This is a genomic window from Tenacibaculum tangerinum (genome assembly GCF_029853675.1).
Taxonomy (GTDB): Bacteria; Bacteroidota; Bacteroidia; order Flavobacteriales; family Flavobacteriaceae; genus Polaribacter; species Polaribacter tangerinum_A.
Genome location: NZ_CP122539.1, coordinates 1,093,899 through 1,110,678, shown reverse-complemented (window position 1 = coordinate 1,110,678; position 16,780 = coordinate 1,093,899). Strand labels below are relative to the sequence as shown.

The window sequence follows — 16,780 nt, the reverse complement described above, 5'->3', positions numbered from 1 at the left end:
GTGCTTATTTGGCGGGTAATATTTTACCAGAACATTCACCAAAACCAATACGAACTTTTTCGTTTTTACAGTAACCACGCATAATAACGGTATCGTAATCATTGATGAATTTACGCTCACTACCGTCATTCATTTTGATAGGGTTCTGACCTCTCCAAGTTAATTCTAACATTGACCCAAAGCTATCTTGAGTGGGTCCAGAAATAGTACCACTACCCATCATATCGCCTGCATTTACAGGACATCCATTTACCGTATGATGCGTTAATTGTTGTACCATAGTCCAATACATATACTTAAAGTTAGAGTTACAAACCACAGTTTCTTCTTTTCCTTCTGGTTGAATAGCCATTTGTAAATTAATATCGTAACTGTCTTTTCCTTCTTTTTTCAAGTAAGGTAATGGTTCATAAACTTGCTTAGGGTTGTCAACTCTAAAAGGCTCAAGTGCGTCTAAAGTTACAATCCAAGGAGAAATTGTTGAAGCGAAACTCTTCCCTAAAAAGGGGCCTAAAGGCACGTATTCCCAAGCCTGAATATCGCGAGCAGACCAATCATTAAACAATACCAATCCGAAGATATATTCTTCAGCTTCCTCAATAGGAATTCGTTCTCCTAAATCGTTAGCAACGGTAGTGATAAATGCCATTTCTAATTCAAAATCTAATAATTTTGAAGGACCAAAGTTTGGGGTAGTTTCTCCTTCGTTAGGGCGTTGTTGCCCCATTGGGCGGCGAATAGGAGTCCCAGACGGTATGATTGAAGAACTTCTTCCGTGGTATCCAATAGGAATTTGTAACCAGTTTGGCAGCAAGGCATTTTCAGGGTCTCTAAACAAGCTTCCTACATTAGTTGCATGCTCTTTACTAGCATAAAAATCGGTATAATCTCCTACAGAAACAGGAAGTTGCATTTCAACTTCATCCATTCTAAAGATTATCTTTTCTTTATGTTCGGCATTATCTCGTAGCTTACTATTTTTTACATCAAAAATATCGGCGATTCTATTACGAACCAAGCGCCATGTTTTGCGACCATCAGCAATAAAATCGTTTAAGGTATCTTGTAAGAAAATATCATCGGTTAACGGAATTCCATCAAAATATCCTAATTGATGTAAGGCGCCTAAATCAATCGCATAATCACCAATTCTTGTACCAATCGTTACAATATGGTCTTTAGTAAGAAAAACCCCAAAAGGTATATTTTGAATAGGGAAATCTGAGTTTTCAGCTACGGTTAACCAAGACTTTCTATTCGGGTTATTAGCAGTTATTTCCATTTATCGTTTTTGTTATATTTTCATCAAACCTACATATTTTTTTCAATTTACCCCAAAAAGATGAGTAAAAAAAATGCTAAAGTATTTTTGTAGGTACTTCTTGTAAAATACATATAATTTCAATAATAAAATTAGTACTTTTGGCTACTTTATGTAACAACACACAACATGCAAAAAGATCATCAAATATTTGATTTAATTCAAGAGGAAAAAGAACGTCAACTACACGGTTTAGAGTTGATTGCTTCTGAAAATTTTGTTAGCGACCAAGTAATGGAAGCACAAGGATCCGTTTTAACTAATAAATATGCCGAAGGATACCCAGGTAAACGCTATTACGGTGGTTGTGAGATAGTTGATATCGTTGAGCAAATAGCTATTGATAGAGCTAAAGAATTATTTGGAGCTGAGTATGTAAACGTACAACCACACTCTGGTAGCCAGGCAAATACAGCAGTTTTTGCGGCTTGTTTACAGCCTGGAGATACTATTTTAGGATTCGACTTATCTCACGGGGGACATTTAACCCACGGTTCACCAGTAAATTTTTCAGGTAAATTATACAATCCCGTATTTTATGGAGTACATAAAGAAACAGGATATATCGATTATAACCACTTAGAGCAGCAGGCCAAAACGCATAAACCTAAGCTAATCATTGCAGGAGCTTCAGCGTATTCACGTGATATAGATTTTAAAAAGTTTAGAGAGATTGCCGATAGCGTAGGAGCTATTTTAATGGCTGATATTTCTCATCCAGCAGGTTTAATAGCAAAAGGAATTTTGTCTGACCCGTTACCACACTGTCATATTGTAACTACAACAACGCACAAAACCTTGCGTGGACCTCGTGGTGGTATGATTATGATAGGAAAAGATTTTGAAAATCCATTCGGAGAAAAATTAAAATCAGGAAAATTAAAGAAAATGTCAACCTTGATTAATTCTGCGGTATTCCCAGGAAACCAAGGCGGTCCTTTAGAGCATGTTATTGCAGCTAAAGCGATTGCTTTTGGAGAAGCGTTGACTGATGAATTTCTAGAATATCAAATTCAAGTAAAGGAGAATGCACAGGCAATGGCAAAAGCTTTTGTAGCTAAAGGATATGAAATAATCTCTGGAGGTACAGACAACCATTGTATGTTAATTGATTTACGCAATAAAAAGATTACGGGTAAAGCTGCTGAAGAAGCTTTAGGAAAAGCAGAAATTACCGTAAACAAAAATATGGTTCCGTTTGATACAGAATCGCCATTTGTAACTTCTGGTATTCGTGTGGGTACTGCAGCAGTTACTACACGTGGTTTAAAAGAAGACGATATGGAAACAATCGTTAATTTAATCGATGAAGCATTGCTAAACGCAGAGAACGAAGAAGCATTAGAAGCAGTAGGAGAGAAAGTATACGATTTAATGCATAACAGACGTTTATTCGTAATGTAAATAAATATTCACATAGTATTGCATGAGGCTGAATTCGTTGTTAAAAACTAGGTAATTCAGCCTCTTTTTTTGGAATGATTTATATCATTTTTAACAGGTAATAAATTTGTTTATCTTAGTGAGGTCTAAAAAATAACACTTATGGGATCACAGTCTGTTAAAGCTATTACTACACAAAAAGAAAGAAAAAAATTTGTTTATCATTTATTAAAAGATGTAGATGCTTTTGAAAGAATGATTAGAGACGATTTGTTTGAAAAAGGAATACAACGAGTCGGAGCAGAACAAGAACTTTGTTTAGTAGATCAATACTTTAGACCCTCATTAAATGCACTAAAAATACTAGAGAATGTCAATGATCCACATATAACTACAGAATTAGCGTTATTTAATTTAGAAATAAATTTAGACCCATTTGAACTAAAAGAAGACTGTTTTGTTAAGCTCGAAAAGCAACTAGAAGAATTGTTAAATAAAGTAAACAAAGAGGCGAACAATATAGAACAAAATCAAGTTATTTTAACAGGAATTTTACCCACTTTAAAAAGAAAAGATTTAGTATTTAAAAATATGACACCTTTTCGGAGGTACAAAACCCTAAATAAAGTTATAAAAGATTTAAGAAAAGACGATTTTAAGTTACATATTCAAGGAGTAGAAGATTTAATTTTAAAACACAATTCGATACTTTTTGAAGCCTGCAATACTAGCTTTCAAGTACACTTACAAATTGATGTTGACAACGCTATCGATATGTACAATTGGTCACAAGCCATTGCTGGCCCTATGCTTTCTGTAATGTGTAATTCACCTTTGCTTTTGGGGAGAGAATTATGGAAAGAAACGCGAATAGCTCTTTTTCAACAAAGTGTAGATTTAAGAAATCCGTCTTATTTATTGCGAGAACAAAAACCTAGAGTATCTTTTGGCAACAAATGGGTAAAACATTCGGTGTTAGAATTATTTACCGATGATATTTCCAGACATGCTCCGTTGGTTACCTCTGACTTTGAAGAAGACTCTTTAGCATTGTTAGAAAAAGGAATTATGCCAAAACTCCAAGCATTGAATTTACACAACGGAACCTTGTATAAGTGGAACCGTTTGTGTTATGGGGTTCATAACAATGTGGCACATTTAAGAATAGAAAACAGGTATATTCCGTCTGGTCCTAGTATAAAAGACGAAATAGCGAATGCTGTTTTTTGGGTAGGAGTAATGCAAGGTATGCCTAAGGAATACAAGAAAATTTGGAAAAAAATGGCTTTTGAAGATGCAAGAAGCAACTTTATGAATGCTGCCAAAACAGGAATAGATACCTATTTTAATTGGTGTGGAAAAGGAATCCCTGCTAAAAAACTCATCAAAAAGTTCTTTCTTCCCATTGCCAGAAAAGGTTTAGAAAAATCGAAAATAGCTACCAATGATATTGATTATTTTTTAGGAATTATTGAAGAAAGAATTGATAAAAATACCACTGGCGCAAGTTGGCTGATAAAAAATAAGCGACTGTTAAATCGAAAATTACCAAAATTTGATACTAAAATAGTGTTGACTGAAACCATTTGTAAAAATCAACAACAAAACATTCCTGTAGCTCAATGGGAAGATGTCGATTTATCAAAATCTCGTATTTCAACCCAAAAAAATAAACTCTACAAAGCGATGTCAACGGAATTATTTGTAGCAAACGAACACGATTTGGTAGAGTTGGTATTGAGAGTGATGAAGTGGAACAAGGTAAGCCACATTCCAGTAGTTAACAATCTTAATAAAATTGTAGGGGTAATCTCTAAAAAACAACTCTCAAATTTTGATTTTTCAAAACCCATAAACAAACAAAAAACCGCAAAAAGAATGATGGACACTGGTTTTATTTCTTTAACACCAGAAACGTCTATAGATACTGCTAAAAAGCTAATGAATAGAGGGGAAAAAACCTGTGTTTTAATTATTGAGGCAGACGAATTGGTGGGAATTTTTACACAAAACGATTTATCTTCAATTCAAAGTTAATTAGAAATTTACATGAAAGAAAATAAAATTTATAGTTCACATTTTAATAAAACGATTACCATAAAACGTGTATTAGGTAGCATTAAAGGAGCTCATGAAACTCCAACTGTTATTTTTTTTGCAGGAATTCATGGTAACGAAATAGCAGGAGTTATTGCATTAAATAGCATAATTTCTCATGTAGAAAAAGAAGCGATTCACTTTCGCGGAAATATGTACGCCATTTGTGGTAATATTGCTGCTATTAAAAAAAATGTACGCTATAATAAGGTAGATTTAAATCGCATTTGGTCACAAGAACTTATGCATCAACAGCAAGGTGAAGATATTCCAGAATTTGAAGAACAAACAGCAATTTATAACGCAATAAAAGACATCGTAAATCATAATCAAGGTCCTTTTTACTTTATAGATTTACACACCACATCATCAGACTCCATTCCTTTTATTACCATAAGTGACTCGCTGAACAATAGAAAATTTTCATCCAATTTTAAAATTCCCACTATTTTGGGAATTGAAGAGTTTTTAGAAGGTCCTTTATTAACGTTTATTAATGAATTTGGTCATGTGTCAATAGGTTTTGAAGCGGGGCAACATTTTAAAGAATCTTCCGTAGATAATTGTATCGCTTTTGTATGGCTTGCTTTGGTCGCTTCGGGTTGTGTTGCAAAAAAAGACGTAGAAAAAATGGCTTTTTATGAACATTACCTTTCTATGTATAATGAAAACCAAGAATTTTACGAAATTAAATACCGATATGTGATCAAAGAGGGAGAGCTATTTAATATGTTAGAAGGTTTTTCAAACTTTGATAGAATTAGTGTAGGAGACGCTTTGGCAATGAGTGAGTCAAAAACGATTACAGCTGAATTTGATGGTAAGATATTTATGCCTTTATATCAAAAACAAGGCGAAGATGGTTTTTTTATTATCAGAAAAATCTCAACATTTTGGTTATCCCTTTCTAGAATAGTGAGAAACTTACACTTACATACCCTCTTAAAAATATTACCTGGAGTAAAAAGTGATCAGAATAACTCGTATACCTTAATTGTAAACCCTAAAACAGCAAGGTTTTTAGCTACAGAAATATTTCACTTATTCGGGTACAGAAAAACCGTTAAAAAGAACGGAAAATTATATTTCTTTAAACGTGATAGAAAAGTAACCATGATAGCCTAGTCTTCTTCTTTGGCGCGCTGCAAAATATTTTCAGGAAGTGCTTTTTTAGTTTTAGCTCCCATTTTTTTCAACTTTTCTACGCTGTTAATTAAGTTGCCACGACCTTCTACTAACTTGTTCATAGCGGCGAGATAATCGCTTTTCGTTCCCTCTATTTTTTTGCCAATATTTACCAAATCGATTAGCAAGCCGTTAAACTTATCGTATAAAGCACCAGCTTGACGTGCAATTTCTATGGCATTACGTTGTTGCTTTTCGTTATTCCACATAGTATCAATGGTACGGAGTGTGGCTAAAAGCGTCGTTGGAGTTACGATTACAATATTTTTCTCAAAAGCTTTGTTATATAGCGTATGGTCTTCATTTAGAGCCACCGCAAAAGCAGGTTCAATAGGTACGAACAACAATACAAAATCGGGCGATTCGATTTTATAAATATCTTCGTACTTTTTTTCTGAAAGTTGCTCCACATGTCGTTTTAAAGAACTTACGTGTTCTTTTAAAAAACGTTCTTTTTCAACATCCTCATCACTGTTAACAAACTGCTCATACGCTGTTAAAGACACTTTAGCGTCGACGACCATTTTTTTATTGTTGGGTAGGTGAATTACCACGTCAGGCAGTAGTCGTTTGCCCTCATTATTTACAAAAGATTGTTGCACAAAATATTCTCGATCTTTTTCTAATCCAGATTTTTCCAAAACACGCTCTAATACTAATTCTCCCCAATTACCTTGTGTTTTGCTGTCTCCTTTTAGCGCTTTAGTAAGATTGAGAGTTTCTTTGCTCATTTGTGCGTTTAACTCTTTTAACCCTAGCAATTGCTCTTTTAAGGCAGAGTGCATTGAAATGCTCTCCTTTTGTGTGTCTTCTACCTTTTTTTCAAAAGTTTGAATTTTTTCTTGAAGCGGATTTAAAATATCCTTGATATTTTTCTTATTTTGTTCTGTAAACTTATTTGATTTCTCTTCTAAAATTTTATTAGCTAAGTTTTCAAACTCTTTGGTAAACTTATCTTGTAGTTTTGTTACTTCCTCTTTATTCTCATTCAGTTTTACCTGTAAATTTTTTAACTCTTCATTTTTGCGTGCCAATTCAAGAGCATTGAACTCTTTTTCACGACGTAGTTCGCTATTTTCTTTAGTTTTTTCGTCTAATCGCGTTAAAAAATCTTCTTTTTGTTGAATAAACGACTCTTCTTTTTCTCTTTTTTGAATTTCAAAATTAGCTTGATGGTTTTGTAAAACTGAAATTTCTTTCTCTAAATCAGCAGTTTGTTGCTTGAATTTTAATTTAGATAAAAGATTTCCAATAATAAAGCCAATAATTAAGGTACTAACAGCAGCTAAAATGATTAAAAGAGTGGTGTTCATTAGAATTAACAAAAATTTATTAGGGAAACAAATATAGGACAAGATAGGTTAAATTTATTTGTTTTTTATAAGGAAAACCGTATCATTGACCTTTATACCTAGTAAATGATATCTAAATTTATATTTCAAAAAATTTTAGGCTGGAAGATTGTTGGAGATTTCCCTAAAGAATTAAAAAAGTATGTGGTTATAGGCGCACCGCATACAAGCTGGAAAGATTTTCCGATTGCTATTTTAGCCAGAAATACGATTGGTGTAAAAATCAATTTTATAGGAAAAGCCTCGTTGTTTAAACCACCTTTTGGATTTCTTTTTAAAGCCTTAGGAGGTGCACCAGTAGATAGAAGTAAAAGTTCTAATAAGGTCGATGCAATTGTAGCACTTTTTAATGAACACGATGAATTTCGTTTGGCATTATCACCTGAAGGAACTCGTGACAAAGTGACTGAATGGAAAACAGGGTTTTACTACATCGCTAAAGGAGCGAATGTGCCTGTGGTAATGTTTGCCTTTGATTTTAAAAATAAACGAATTATAATAGCACCTCCGTATTATTTAACGGAAGACATGAATGCCGATATGAATCATTTTTATGATTTTTACAGAGATATTCAAGGAGCAAAACCTGAGCTGTTTTCTGTGCCAGAAAAGAGTAAAACAAGTGTTAAATAGCGTTGTTTTCTTGAAACTTTCACTTGATTTCAGTAACTTGTCGTACATAAAAAAGGTACAAAATGAAAAGATATGTTATTTTAATTAGTGTAGTTTTTATCTTATTTGGCTGTGCCGCTTCAAAAAAAGTAACGCAGGCAGAAATAAATTATTTAGATACGCTTATTAAAAGCAAATCTTTCACCATAGACTCAGAATGGGCAGAACCCCAAGTTACCAATGCAATAATGCAAATAGCCAATGCAGGGATGTTACCTGTTGGGAGTAATGCAGGAAGCATCAATCTAGTAGGGAACAGTAATTTTTTTAAAATGAAAAAAGATACCGTTGCTGCCTATTTGCCGTATTTTGGTGAGCGCCATATGGGAGGCTCGTATGGAGGTCGTAATACAGGCATCGAATTTGAGGGAATTCCTGAAGAATTAACCATATCTGAGGGGAAAGAAAATAGTTATAGAATTCGATTTAGAATAAGCGATAAAAACACACCGACTGAAGCTTATACTGTTTTAGTACAGGTATTTCCTAGTTTATCAAGTACAATTTACATAAATAGTTCGCAAAAAAACTCAATTCGATATCGAGGAAAAGTCATAAAAACATCGGAAGAAAAGTAAAATACCGTGTAGAATATTGTATTTTACAAATGTTTAACACACTATATGGAGCTGCCCAATTTAAAAAAACACCTAATAGAAAAAGGTGGACTGTCTGAAAGCGATTATCTTCAAATACAACCGTTTATCCGTGTAAAAAAGATACCTAAAAACAATTTTTTATTAAAGCAAGGAGAGGTGTGTTCGCATTTCTTTTTTGTAGAAAAAGGATTGTTGCGCTTCTATGCTTTAAATGAAGAAGGAAAAGAAAATATTTTGCAGTTTGCTACCGAAAATTGGATAGTAAGTGATCGAGGAAGTCTGTATTTTAAAGAACCTTCTACTTATTATATTGATGGAGTAGAAGATACACTTGTAGTGATGTTAGATGAGAACTTCATCAATCAAGTATCAAAAATAAATACTGATTTTAGAAAAAATAACGAACAATTATTGCAAAATCATATTCGTCAACTTTACAAACGCATTAGTCAGTTGCTCGGTGCTTCAGCAAAAAATCGTTATTTAGATTTTGTGAGTATGTACCCAGATATCATGTTGCGCGTTCCACAGTGGATGATAGCCTCTTACCTAGGAATTACACCCGAAAGCTTAAGCCGAGTTCGCAAAGCTTTAGCTGCAGAAAACTTCAAACCCAATAATTAATGTACGAGTTATAATTGTTTACTTACGATGGTTGAGTAATAGCAAATCGTTCTTACCATAGGTCAATGCACAGCTTTTTTTGTTGTCGTAATTTTGTAGCAATCAAAGAAAGGAAACTATCATGAAACATTTAAAAACATTAGTTGTAACTAAAAGTAGCGCAGTGCCTAAAATTTTAAATTGGCAGGTTTCAACAGTTGTTACTATAGAAACTGCCATTGAAAAATTATATGAGCAGACATATAGTGTCGTAGCTATTTCAAAAGAAACAAATGAAATAGATAAAAATAAATTACAGAAAATTGGTACCCTGCTATTTCCAGATGTTACCATAGTAGAGTTTGCCAATGAGTCTAAACTTTCTGAAAGTGTTAAAAATGGATATTGGTCTAAACACAAACCGTTATTACAACGCAGTTATCTCGACAATTCATTTGAGATAGAGTTAGCCAATAGTTTATAAGAAATCAAAAAAGAAGTAACAATGAAAACAAGAAGTATAGAAAAAATAGTAAAACCAGGAAATCCACATTTTGTAGGAGACGGATTTAGAGTACACAATTTTATACCCGGAGCATCTACTATGCAACGAATGGACCCATTTATTATGTTAGATTACAATTCTAAATATAATTTTCCTCCTACCGACAAACCAAAAGGAGTGGGTGTACATCCACACAGAGGTTTTGAAACCGTTACCATAGCTTATAAAGGTCGTATAGAGCACGGTGATAGTGCAGGTGGTGGTGGAGTTATAGGAGAAGGAGACGTACAATGGATGACAGCAGCATCGGGTGTATTGCATAAAGAATTTCACGAAACGGAATGGAGTAAAACAGGAGGGGAGTTTCAAATGGTGCAATTGTGGGTGAACCTTCCTGCAAAAGATAAAATGAATTCGCCTAGATATCAAGCAATACCTAATACTGAAATAACTAAAGTACCATTACAAGACGGGGGAGGAGAAGTAGAAGTGATTGCAGGAGAATACCAAGGAAATAAAGGACCCGCTTTAACATTTTCGCCTATTAATATGTTTAATGTAAGGTTAAAAAAAGGAGCCAAAACCCAGTTAACCTTTCCAGAAAACTATACTACCGCCATTTTAGCCGTTGAAGGTGGTGTGAATGTGAATGAATCAAATAATGTTTTACAAGATTGCTTTGCTTTGTTTAAAAATGATGGAGCTACTTTTACTCTAGAAGCCTTAGAAGATGCGGTAATTCTCGTATTAAGTGGTAAGCCTTTAAATGAACCCATTGCAGCACACGGTCCGTTCGTTATGAATACTCGACAAGAATTAATCGAGGCTTTTCAAGATTTTAACACAGGAAAGTTTGGATACTTAGAAGATTAAAATTACGGTTTTTCCTTACTTAAATTATGGTTTTTAAGTTAGTTAAGTGTTTGTTTTAAACTATTTTGGGTACGTTAAAAACAAATAACAATTAATTTAAAAACTTTAAAGATGAAAAAAGTAGTATTAAATGTAAATGGAGCACAAGAATTGCCAAAAACAACCTTACAAAAGATTAATGGAGGTGGTAAATTTATTGAAGAATGTGGAGGCGACGGCTCTTTTATTTATCAAAATGGAAGAAGAGTGTGTTGTTATCAACCGTCAACTGGATATTATATCTGTTAATATTTAAAAACTTATTAAATTAAAATTTATTCTTATGGTAAAAAATATTCACAACATTGGTTCTATACTAAGTAAAACAGAACAAAAATCGGTACACGGGGGAGATATAATTTTAGGAGACCCAGATTGCCCATTCGGACAATGTAGAAACTTTTTTGGACGATGCTCTACACTGGCTTGTAACAGAGTCTAAATAGATAACTTATTAAAGTATCTTAAGAGGCTGTATAAAAGGTAAAACAGCCTCTTTTTTTATTAAGAAATATTCAATAAGCATTTACAAACCCTAAAATTTATTAGTATGATAAAAAGAATTTCAAATTTTGGCAAAGCGTTGAGCAAAGTAGCACAACGCTCTATTCATGGAGGCTTACCATTATGTACCGACCAGTGCACTGGATGTTGCAAAGGTCCTACATGCATTCCTAAAGGGCATGAATGGTATCCTTTTTATTGTGGAATCTAATTTAAATAACTCTAGAAAAGAGTCATGTTTTGGTTAAAATTAAGGAGTTAAATACCTTTAAAGGTAAGAATCATAAGCTTCTTTTAGTTGATTTTTAATTCTATTTTGTAAGCTCAGAGGTTTGGTTACTTTTATAGAATTCCCATAGCTGAGCAATAAACGTTCTAATTCAAAATTAATTTGAACTAAAATATGAAAAACTATCCAATTGTCCGTTTCCCTAATAAGGCGTTGCGTATGGTGGAAAGGTTTAGTAATTACATAAGGAGCCAATCTTTTTTCTATCCAAAATTCTACTTTTCTAACTCGTGAGTTTGATACGGTAACCCCAATTACATTTTTAAAGTACTCGTCTCCATTTATATTTTTATCTACATAATTAAATTCAGTTTTTTCTTTAATGGTAACAATTCTATCTAGAGCCAAATTCATAAACTCTGTTTTATGATAGACAATTAAAAACCATCGGTTATTAAATTCTTTTAATAATTGAGGGTGTACAATTAAAAGACTTTCTTTTCGAGCTTTAAAAGATTTATAGGTGATTTCAAGAACTTGCTTTTTCTGAATAGCGTTATACAAAGAATCAATAAAATGTAATCCTTTTAGTTGTTCATTTTTATCTAAATGTATAATAGCTCTTTTGTTTTTTTGCTTAGAATATACAGAATCTTCCAAACGCTGTAAAACACCGTCCATTTCTTTAAAAAGAGAAAAGTCTTTAAACTGCCGTAGTACTTGTATGGCATCATTCATTACCCGAACATCATTTTCAGTTACAGGTATATTCATAATCGAATATCCCTCTTCAGTATAGTGATAATATTTACGTTGATATACTTCTATAGGTGCATTGTACCCCAATTTATCACTACGCATCATTTGAATATCTAGTTGAACAGTTCGTTTACTTACATACACATCTTTTCCTTCGTATTCATACAAGGCATCAGAACAAGCATCAATCAAATCCTGTAAAGTCCATTTTCGCATGGTATTGCGTAAACACAAATCAATGGTTTTATAGCGAATAAGTGCATTTTTATTAGAAGCCATTATATTTATTGAATTATTTTCATAAAAATAGAAAATAAATTAAACTACGCAAAAACATTGCGTAATACTACAGCACATTTGCATTGTAATTAAGAAAAAGAAAACGCCGTAAGTGGGAAAAATGCTATGAAAAAACAAAACAATTTAAAACAAAAGAAAGTGGAAATTACAGGAAAAGATTTAATTGAAATGGGTTTTAAACCCGGGAGATGGTTTTCAAAAGCAATTGAGTATGTGAATTCGAACGAATTTACAAATCAGGAGATAGTAGAATATTTAGAACAATTTAAACCAGCTCCTGAAATACCATTATTAGAAGAACCAGCAAACTTTAGTATAAATATTAAAGCTGAAAATGAGTTGGAAGAAACCAATGTAAATGCTGTAGTTAACTCGATGGAAGTGCTAATGAAAACACCAACACTGGTAAACGGAGCTGTGATGCCAGATGCTTGTCCAACAGGTCCAGCAGGAAATATTCCAGTAGGTGGAGTTGCAGTAGCAAAAAATGCAATTCATCCAGGAATGCACAGTGCAGACATTTGTTGTTCAGTAATGTTAACAGATTTCGGAAAAGCAAATCCTAAAGAAGTTTTAGATGCTGCACATAGTGTTACGCATTTTGGTTTCGGAGGAAGAACAAGAGAAGAGCAGTTTAGATTTCCATCTGATTTATTAGAAGAGATTGAAAATAATAGCTTCTTAAATAGTCAAAAAAGTATTGCAGCAGCACGCTCACATTTAGGAACACAAGGAGACGGAAACCATTTCTTGTTTGTAGGGATATCTAAGAAAACAGGAAACACAATGTTAGTGACCCATCATGGAAGTAGAGGTTTTGGAGCTGGATTATATAAAGAAGGTATGAAAGTGGCTGAACGTTTTAGAAAAGAGTTATCGCCACAAACATTGAAACAAAATGCGTGGATTCCTTTTGAAACACAAGAAGGTTTAGCATATTGGGAAGCATTACAAATTATAAGAAAATGGACTAAAAAGAATCATGAGGTTTTACACGATGCTACTTTAGAAAAAGTAGGAATCGAAAAAGAAAACAGATTTTGGAACGAGCATAATTTTGTATTTAAAGATGGTGATTTGTTTTATCATGCAAAAGGAGCTACACCGTTAGACCCTAAGTTTATGCCAGATATAACTGGGCCAAGATTAATTCCGTTAAACATGAGTGAGCCAGTATTAATCGTTGAAGGAAAAACAACGGATTCTAATTTAGGATTTGCTCCCCATGGTGCTGGTAGAAATGTGAGTAGAACACAACATAGAAAAAGTAAAACAGGAACTTTTGAAGAGATTTTCGCAGAAGAAACAAAAGGTTTAGATGTGCGTTTTTTCTCAAATGAAATTGATATTACTGAATTACCATCTGCTTATAAAAATGCTGAAACTGTTCGTAACCAAATGGAAGAATTTAGCTTAGGAGAAGTAATTGATAAAGTGATGCCCTATGGTTGTATTATGGCAGGAGACTGGCAAAAAAATGCACCATGGAAGCGTAGAAAGAGAAGTAAAGAAAATAGTTAGATTAAAAAAGGATACAAATGCCTAAAAACAGAGGAAAAGAAGGAAGAGACAGTTATTTATTTGGAAAAAACTTTATGCAGGATAAAATTAAAGAGGCAGTCTTCGATATGTCTTTTTTATTGGAACGCGGTTATGGAGAATCTTCTTCTTGTGAGTTGGTTGGAAATCGCCATAAATTAAATAAGCGTCAACAACAAGCTATAAAAGGAATGTCTGCTGCCAAAACAGCAGTTATAAGAAGAAAAGAAAAGGCGTTATTAAAAGAAAGTCTATCTGGCAAAGAAATAATTGTAGATGGTTTTAATCAAATTATACTGTTAGAAAGTATGCTATCAAATGCGTATTTATTTGAAGGAAAAGATGGTGCTATTAGAGATTTATCCTCATTACATGGAACGTATAAAAGTGTTAATCAAACCGAAGAAGCAATATCTTTAATTGGAGATTTTTTCAAGAATCATAACTCTGAAAAAATAATATGGATATTTGACAAACCTGTTTCGAATAGTGGAAGAATGAAAGCCAAATTACTTTTAATAGCTAAAGAGTATGGCTATAATTGGGAGGTTATTTTAGAAAACAACCCCGATAAGTTAATTGCTAAGAGTAACTTGGTAGCCATAACGTCAGATGCATGGATTTTAGATAGGGTAGAGAGCTGGTTTAATTTAATGAAAGAATTAATGCCTGATGATTATGAGTTTGTAGTAACTTCTTAATTTTCAGTTTGGTTTATTTATAAAAAATACTTTGTAAAAAAATGAAAAAAGAAGAGTTATATAGCAAGCTATTGTTTATTAGAGAAGAATTAAATAAAGGTAAAAGCGAACATTATTTAGTAAAATGTAAAAATGAACATTTAAAAAAGTTTACCAAAAATTTATATGAATATCATTTGAATGAAACAGTTTTAAATAAATACACTTTACCAAACTTTGAAGAAGAAGTAAAAGTCGATAGAAATAAGACTTATAGAAAGTTTTTATTCATGCTAGAAGAGGAAGAATTGTGTAATAGTCATCATAAATTCGACAAAACGAAGATTGAAGATTTTTTAGTTGTGCTAGGACAACGTTTAACTTCAGCGAGTGCTAGAAGCGAAGAAGCAATTCCACCGCTAGATAGCGATTTGTTAATAGCGAGTTTTCAATCATACAATACACAAATTAGTAAAGCAGCAAGAGCCTTAGAAAAACATTCAGAGAGATCCACTCAGAACTTCTGGGGAATAGTGAAAGGAAAACCAAAAGAAAAGGAAGAAAAAGTCAGAGAAATATTGAATTACATTTTTAAAAATAAAACATGGTGGAATGTTTATTGCCACTTTCAACATGAGCTTGTTTATGAAATTAGAATTCCGTCTGGTCATGGTATTCGATGGAAAATGAAAAATTTTGATTTTATTGGTTTCGTAGAGCCGTTTTAAAATTCAAAAAAATAGAAACGTAAAAATAAATTGATTACCCTATGGAGGCATATGATTTTACAAAAGAAGAATGGGAACATTGTATAAAGGTTTTAAAGGCTTTAAAAGAGAATCCCTATAACAACCCAAACAATCAGTTATTTTCGGGGCTGATAACTAAAGTGTATAAAAAAGCCAAAAAGCTGAAATCACGAGAACTTTATGAGAATAAGAGAGAAGAAGATTTAGAAACATTAAAGTCCTCCATAATCACAAAGAATGCTCTAAACAATAAAACGCTATTTTCAGATGAAAGTATTGATTTCAATCATAAATACCAAGAGTTAAAAATTCCAAAGAACTGTTATTCTTGTAATGAGAGTTACACCAAAGTACATTTTTTTTATAACAGAATGTGTCCTAAATGTTCCGAAGAGAACTATCGATTTAGGTTTAGTACGGTTAATTTAAAAGGAAGAAATGTTATTCTTACAGGAGGTAGGGTAAAGGTAGGCTATGCAACAGCTCTTAAAGTTTTGAGAAATAAAGGTAATTTGTTAGTAACTACTAGATTTCCTGCACTGGCCTTAGAACAGTTAAAGAAAGAAAAAGACTATAAAGAATGGAAAGATCGGTTAACCATATACGGGCTAGATTTAAAAAACCTTAAAGCGGTTGAAGAATTTATAAGTTATTGTAAATTAAAATATACATCCTTAGATATTTTAATAAATAATGCGGCTCAAACCATCAAGTATAATGATTCGTATTATCAACCCTTGATACAAAATGAAACTAAATTGTTAGCTGAATCAGCAGATTTAAAATTAGTTCCCAATCACACTCCGATAGTGCAAGAGAGGCTCATGATAGAAAAGAATGAAGAATATCAATCGTTTGCCATGAACAGATTTGGACAGCCAATTGATCAACGAATTAAAACTAGCTGGAACTCAACTTTAGAAGAAGTATCTATGTATGAACTTTTAGAAGTAAACATTATTAACCAAATAGCCCCTTATTTCTTAATAAAAGAGCTAACACCTCTATTTAAAGAATCTAGTTTTAAGGAACAGTTCATTATTAATGTAACTTCTTCAGAAGGAATTTTCAGTTATTATAACAAAACAAAATTTCATCCACATACTAATATGACCAAAGCAGCTTTAAACATGATGACAAGAACGTCTGGCGAACAATACGCAACTGAATATGGCATTTATATGTATGCGGTGGATGTGGGTTGGATATCGACAGGGGCAAAAGAATCTTTGAGGGAAAAACAATTTGAAAAGGCATATGTACCTCCTTTAGATTCTGTAGATGGTGCTGCAAGAATTTTACACCCCATTGTTGAAGGAATCAAAGAAACTCCTATATTAGCAGGAACATTGCTAAAAAATTATAAAATAGAGAACTGGTAAAAACAAAAT

Annotated in this window: 17 protein-coding genes; 14 read left to right on the top strand and 3 right to left on the bottom strand. The window is 32.9% G+C overall.

Annotated elements, in window-relative coordinates; translation table 11 throughout:
- Positions 1 to 4: 4 nt before the first annotated feature.
- Positions 5 to 1,282: a fumarylacetoacetase gene (fahA, locus tag P8625_RS04710; RefSeq protein WP_279652332.1), complete on the bottom strand. Its 1,278-nt coding sequence runs from the start codon at positions 1,280 to 1,282 to the stop codon at positions 5 to 7.
- 168 nt (positions 1,283 to 1,450) lie between these two features.
- Here fahA and P8625_RS04705 point away from each other — a divergent pair, with 168 nt between their 5' ends.
- From P8625_RS04705 to P8625_RS04695, 3 genes are all read left to right on the top strand, one after another.
- Positions 1,451 to 2,725, top strand: a complete 1,275-nt coding sequence (locus P8625_RS04705; RefSeq protein WP_279652331.1) for a serine hydroxymethyltransferase — start codon at positions 1,451 to 1,453, stop codon at positions 2,723 to 2,725.
- A gap of 141 nt (positions 2,726 to 2,866) precedes the next feature.
- Positions 2,867 to 4,741, top strand: coding sequence for a CBS domain-containing protein (locus P8625_RS04700; RefSeq protein WP_279652330.1), 1,875 nt, complete (start codon positions 2,867 to 2,869; stop codon positions 4,739 to 4,741).
- Between the two features lie 12 nt (positions 4,742 to 4,753).
- The gene (locus tag P8625_RS04695) at positions 4,754 to 5,926 is read left to right on the top strand and encodes a succinylglutamate desuccinylase/aspartoacylase family protein (protein ID WP_279652329.1); all 1,173 of its coding nucleotides are present in this window, start codon (positions 4,754 to 4,756) and stop codon (positions 5,924 to 5,926) included.
- On the opposite strand, the gene rmuC is transcribed toward P8625_RS04695, so the two are convergent.
- Entirely contained in the window at positions 5,923 to 7,299 is a 1,377-nt protein-coding gene (gene rmuC, locus P8625_RS04690; RefSeq protein ID WP_279652328.1) for a DNA recombination protein RmuC, read from the bottom strand. The two genes, P8625_RS04695 and rmuC, sit on opposite strands and share 4 nt — an antisense overlap.
- Positions 7,300 to 7,404: 105 nt before the next feature.
- Here rmuC and P8625_RS04685 point away from each other — a divergent pair, with 105 nt between their 5' ends.
- The 7 genes from P8625_RS04685 to P8625_RS04655 all read left to right on the top strand — a co-directional run bounded on the left by P8625_RS04685 (position 7,405) and on the right by P8625_RS04655 (position 11,071).
- Positions 7,405 to 7,971, top strand: coding sequence for a 1-acyl-sn-glycerol-3-phosphate acyltransferase (locus P8625_RS04685; RefSeq protein ID WP_279652327.1), 567 nt, complete (start codon positions 7,405 to 7,407; stop codon positions 7,969 to 7,971).
- A 62-nt stretch (positions 7,972 to 8,033) separates the two neighbouring features.
- On the top strand, positions 8,034 to 8,588 hold the full coding sequence (locus tag P8625_RS04680) for a DUF4251 domain-containing protein (RefSeq protein ID WP_279652326.1): 555 nt from the start codon (positions 8,034 to 8,036) through the stop codon (positions 8,586 to 8,588).
- Positions 8,589 to 8,633: 45 nt separating this feature from the next.
- On the top strand, positions 8,634 to 9,233 hold the full coding sequence (locus tag P8625_RS04675) for a Crp/Fnr family transcriptional regulator (RefSeq protein ID WP_279652325.1): 600 nt from the start codon (positions 8,634 to 8,636) through the stop codon (positions 9,231 to 9,233).
- Positions 9,234 to 9,354: 121 nt separating this feature from the next.
- Complete coding sequence (locus tag P8625_RS04670; protein WP_279652324.1) at positions 9,355 to 9,696, top strand: hypothetical protein; 342 nt, start codon at positions 9,355 to 9,357, stop codon at positions 9,694 to 9,696.
- Between the two features lie 21 nt (positions 9,697 to 9,717).
- Positions 9,718 to 10,590: a pirin family protein gene (locus P8625_RS04665; protein ID WP_279652323.1), complete on the top strand. Its 873-nt coding sequence runs from the start codon at positions 9,718 to 9,720 to the stop codon at positions 10,588 to 10,590.
- 111 nt (positions 10,591 to 10,701) lie between these two features.
- Positions 10,702 to 10,878 (top strand): hypothetical protein, encoded by a 177-nt coding sequence (locus P8625_RS04660; protein ID WP_279652322.1) that lies wholly within the window; start codon positions 10,702 to 10,704, stop codon positions 10,876 to 10,878.
- Between the two features lie 34 nt (positions 10,879 to 10,912).
- Positions 10,913 to 11,071, top strand: coding sequence for a hypothetical protein (locus P8625_RS04655; protein WP_279652321.1), 159 nt, complete (start codon positions 10,913 to 10,915; stop codon positions 11,069 to 11,071).
- Between the two features lie 330 nt (positions 11,072 to 11,401).
- Here the strand turns inward: P8625_RS04655 and P8625_RS04650 are convergent, their stop codons facing one another.
- Positions 11,402 to 12,400 carry a helix-turn-helix transcriptional regulator gene (locus P8625_RS04650; protein WP_279652320.1) on the bottom strand — a complete coding sequence of 333 codons (999 nt, stop codon included), beginning with the start codon at positions 12,398 to 12,400 and terminating at the stop codon, positions 11,402 to 11,404.
- A 126-nt stretch (positions 12,401 to 12,526) separates the two neighbouring features.
- On the opposite strand from P8625_RS04650, the gene P8625_RS04645 reads away from it, so the two are divergent.
- From P8625_RS04645 to P8625_RS04630, 4 genes are read left to right on the top strand one after another with little or no spacing between them, the layout of a single operon-like run.
- Complete coding sequence (locus P8625_RS04645; protein WP_279652319.1) at positions 12,527 to 13,942, top strand: RtcB family protein; 1,416 nt, start codon at positions 12,527 to 12,529, stop codon at positions 13,940 to 13,942.
- Positions 13,943 to 13,959: 17 nt separating this feature from the next.
- Entirely contained in the window at positions 13,960 to 14,661 is a 702-nt protein-coding gene (locus P8625_RS04640) for a DUF434 domain-containing protein (protein ID WP_279652318.1), read from the top strand.
- Positions 14,662 to 14,702: 41 nt separating this feature from the next.
- Positions 14,703 to 15,368 carry a hypothetical protein gene (locus P8625_RS04635; RefSeq protein ID WP_279652317.1) on the top strand — a complete coding sequence of 222 codons (666 nt, stop codon included), beginning with the start codon at positions 14,703 to 14,705 and terminating at the stop codon, positions 15,366 to 15,368.
- A 41-nt stretch (positions 15,369 to 15,409) separates the two neighbouring features.
- A complete protein-coding gene (locus tag P8625_RS04630; RefSeq protein WP_279652316.1) occupies positions 15,410 to 16,771 on the top strand; it encodes an SDR family oxidoreductase in 1,362 nt (453 codons plus the stop codon).
- The last annotated feature ends 9 nt before the right edge of the window (positions 16,772 to 16,780 follow it).

What these genes read in the sequence shown, in the direction of transcription:
- fahA (WP_279652332.1), bottom strand. Translation starts at nt 1,282, where the DNA reads ATGGAAATAACTGCTAATAACCCGAATAGAAAGTCTTGGTTAACCGTA.
- P8625_RS04705 (WP_279652331.1), top strand. Translation starts at nt 1,451, where the DNA reads ATGCAAAAAGATCATCAAATATTTGATTTAATTCAAGAGGAAAAAGAA.
- P8625_RS04700 (WP_279652330.1), top strand. Translation starts at nt 2,867, where the DNA reads ATGGGATCACAGTCTGTTAAAGCTATTACTACACAAAAAGAAAGAAAA.
- P8625_RS04695 (WP_279652329.1), top strand. Translation starts at nt 4,754, where the DNA reads ATGAAAGAAAATAAAATTTATAGTTCACATTTTAATAAAACGATTACC.
- rmuC (WP_279652328.1), bottom strand. Translation starts at nt 7,299, where the DNA reads ATGAACACCACTCTTTTAATCATTTTAGCTGCTGTTAGTACCTTAATT.
- P8625_RS04685 (WP_279652327.1), top strand. Translation starts at nt 7,405, where the DNA reads ATGATATCTAAATTTATATTTCAAAAAATTTTAGGCTGGAAGATTGTT.
- P8625_RS04680 (WP_279652326.1), top strand. Translation starts at nt 8,034, where the DNA reads ATGAAAAGATATGTTATTTTAATTAGTGTAGTTTTTATCTTATTTGGC.
- P8625_RS04675 (WP_279652325.1), top strand. Translation starts at nt 8,634, where the DNA reads ATGGAGCTGCCCAATTTAAAAAAACACCTAATAGAAAAAGGTGGACTG.
- P8625_RS04670 (WP_279652324.1), top strand. Translation starts at nt 9,355, where the DNA reads ATGAAACATTTAAAAACATTAGTTGTAACTAAAAGTAGCGCAGTGCCT.
- P8625_RS04665 (WP_279652323.1), top strand. Translation starts at nt 9,718, where the DNA reads ATGAAAACAAGAAGTATAGAAAAAATAGTAAAACCAGGAAATCCACAT.
- P8625_RS04660 (WP_279652322.1), top strand. Translation starts at nt 10,702, where the DNA reads ATGAAAAAAGTAGTATTAAATGTAAATGGAGCACAAGAATTGCCAAAA.
- P8625_RS04655 (WP_279652321.1), top strand. Translation starts at nt 10,913, where the DNA reads ATGGTAAAAAATATTCACAACATTGGTTCTATACTAAGTAAAACAGAA.
- P8625_RS04650 (WP_279652320.1), bottom strand. Translation starts at nt 12,400, where the DNA reads ATGGCTTCTAATAAAAATGCACTTATTCGCTATAAAACCATTGATTTG.
- P8625_RS04645 (WP_279652319.1), top strand. Translation starts at nt 12,527, where the DNA reads ATGAAAAAACAAAACAATTTAAAACAAAAGAAAGTGGAAATTACAGGA.
- P8625_RS04640 (WP_279652318.1), top strand. Translation starts at nt 13,960, where the DNA reads ATGCCTAAAAACAGAGGAAAAGAAGGAAGAGACAGTTATTTATTTGGA.
- P8625_RS04635 (WP_279652317.1), top strand. Translation starts at nt 14,703, where the DNA reads ATGAAAAAAGAAGAGTTATATAGCAAGCTATTGTTTATTAGAGAAGAA.
- P8625_RS04630 (WP_279652316.1), top strand. Translation starts at nt 15,410, where the DNA reads ATGGAGGCATATGATTTTACAAAAGAAGAATGGGAACATTGTATAAAG.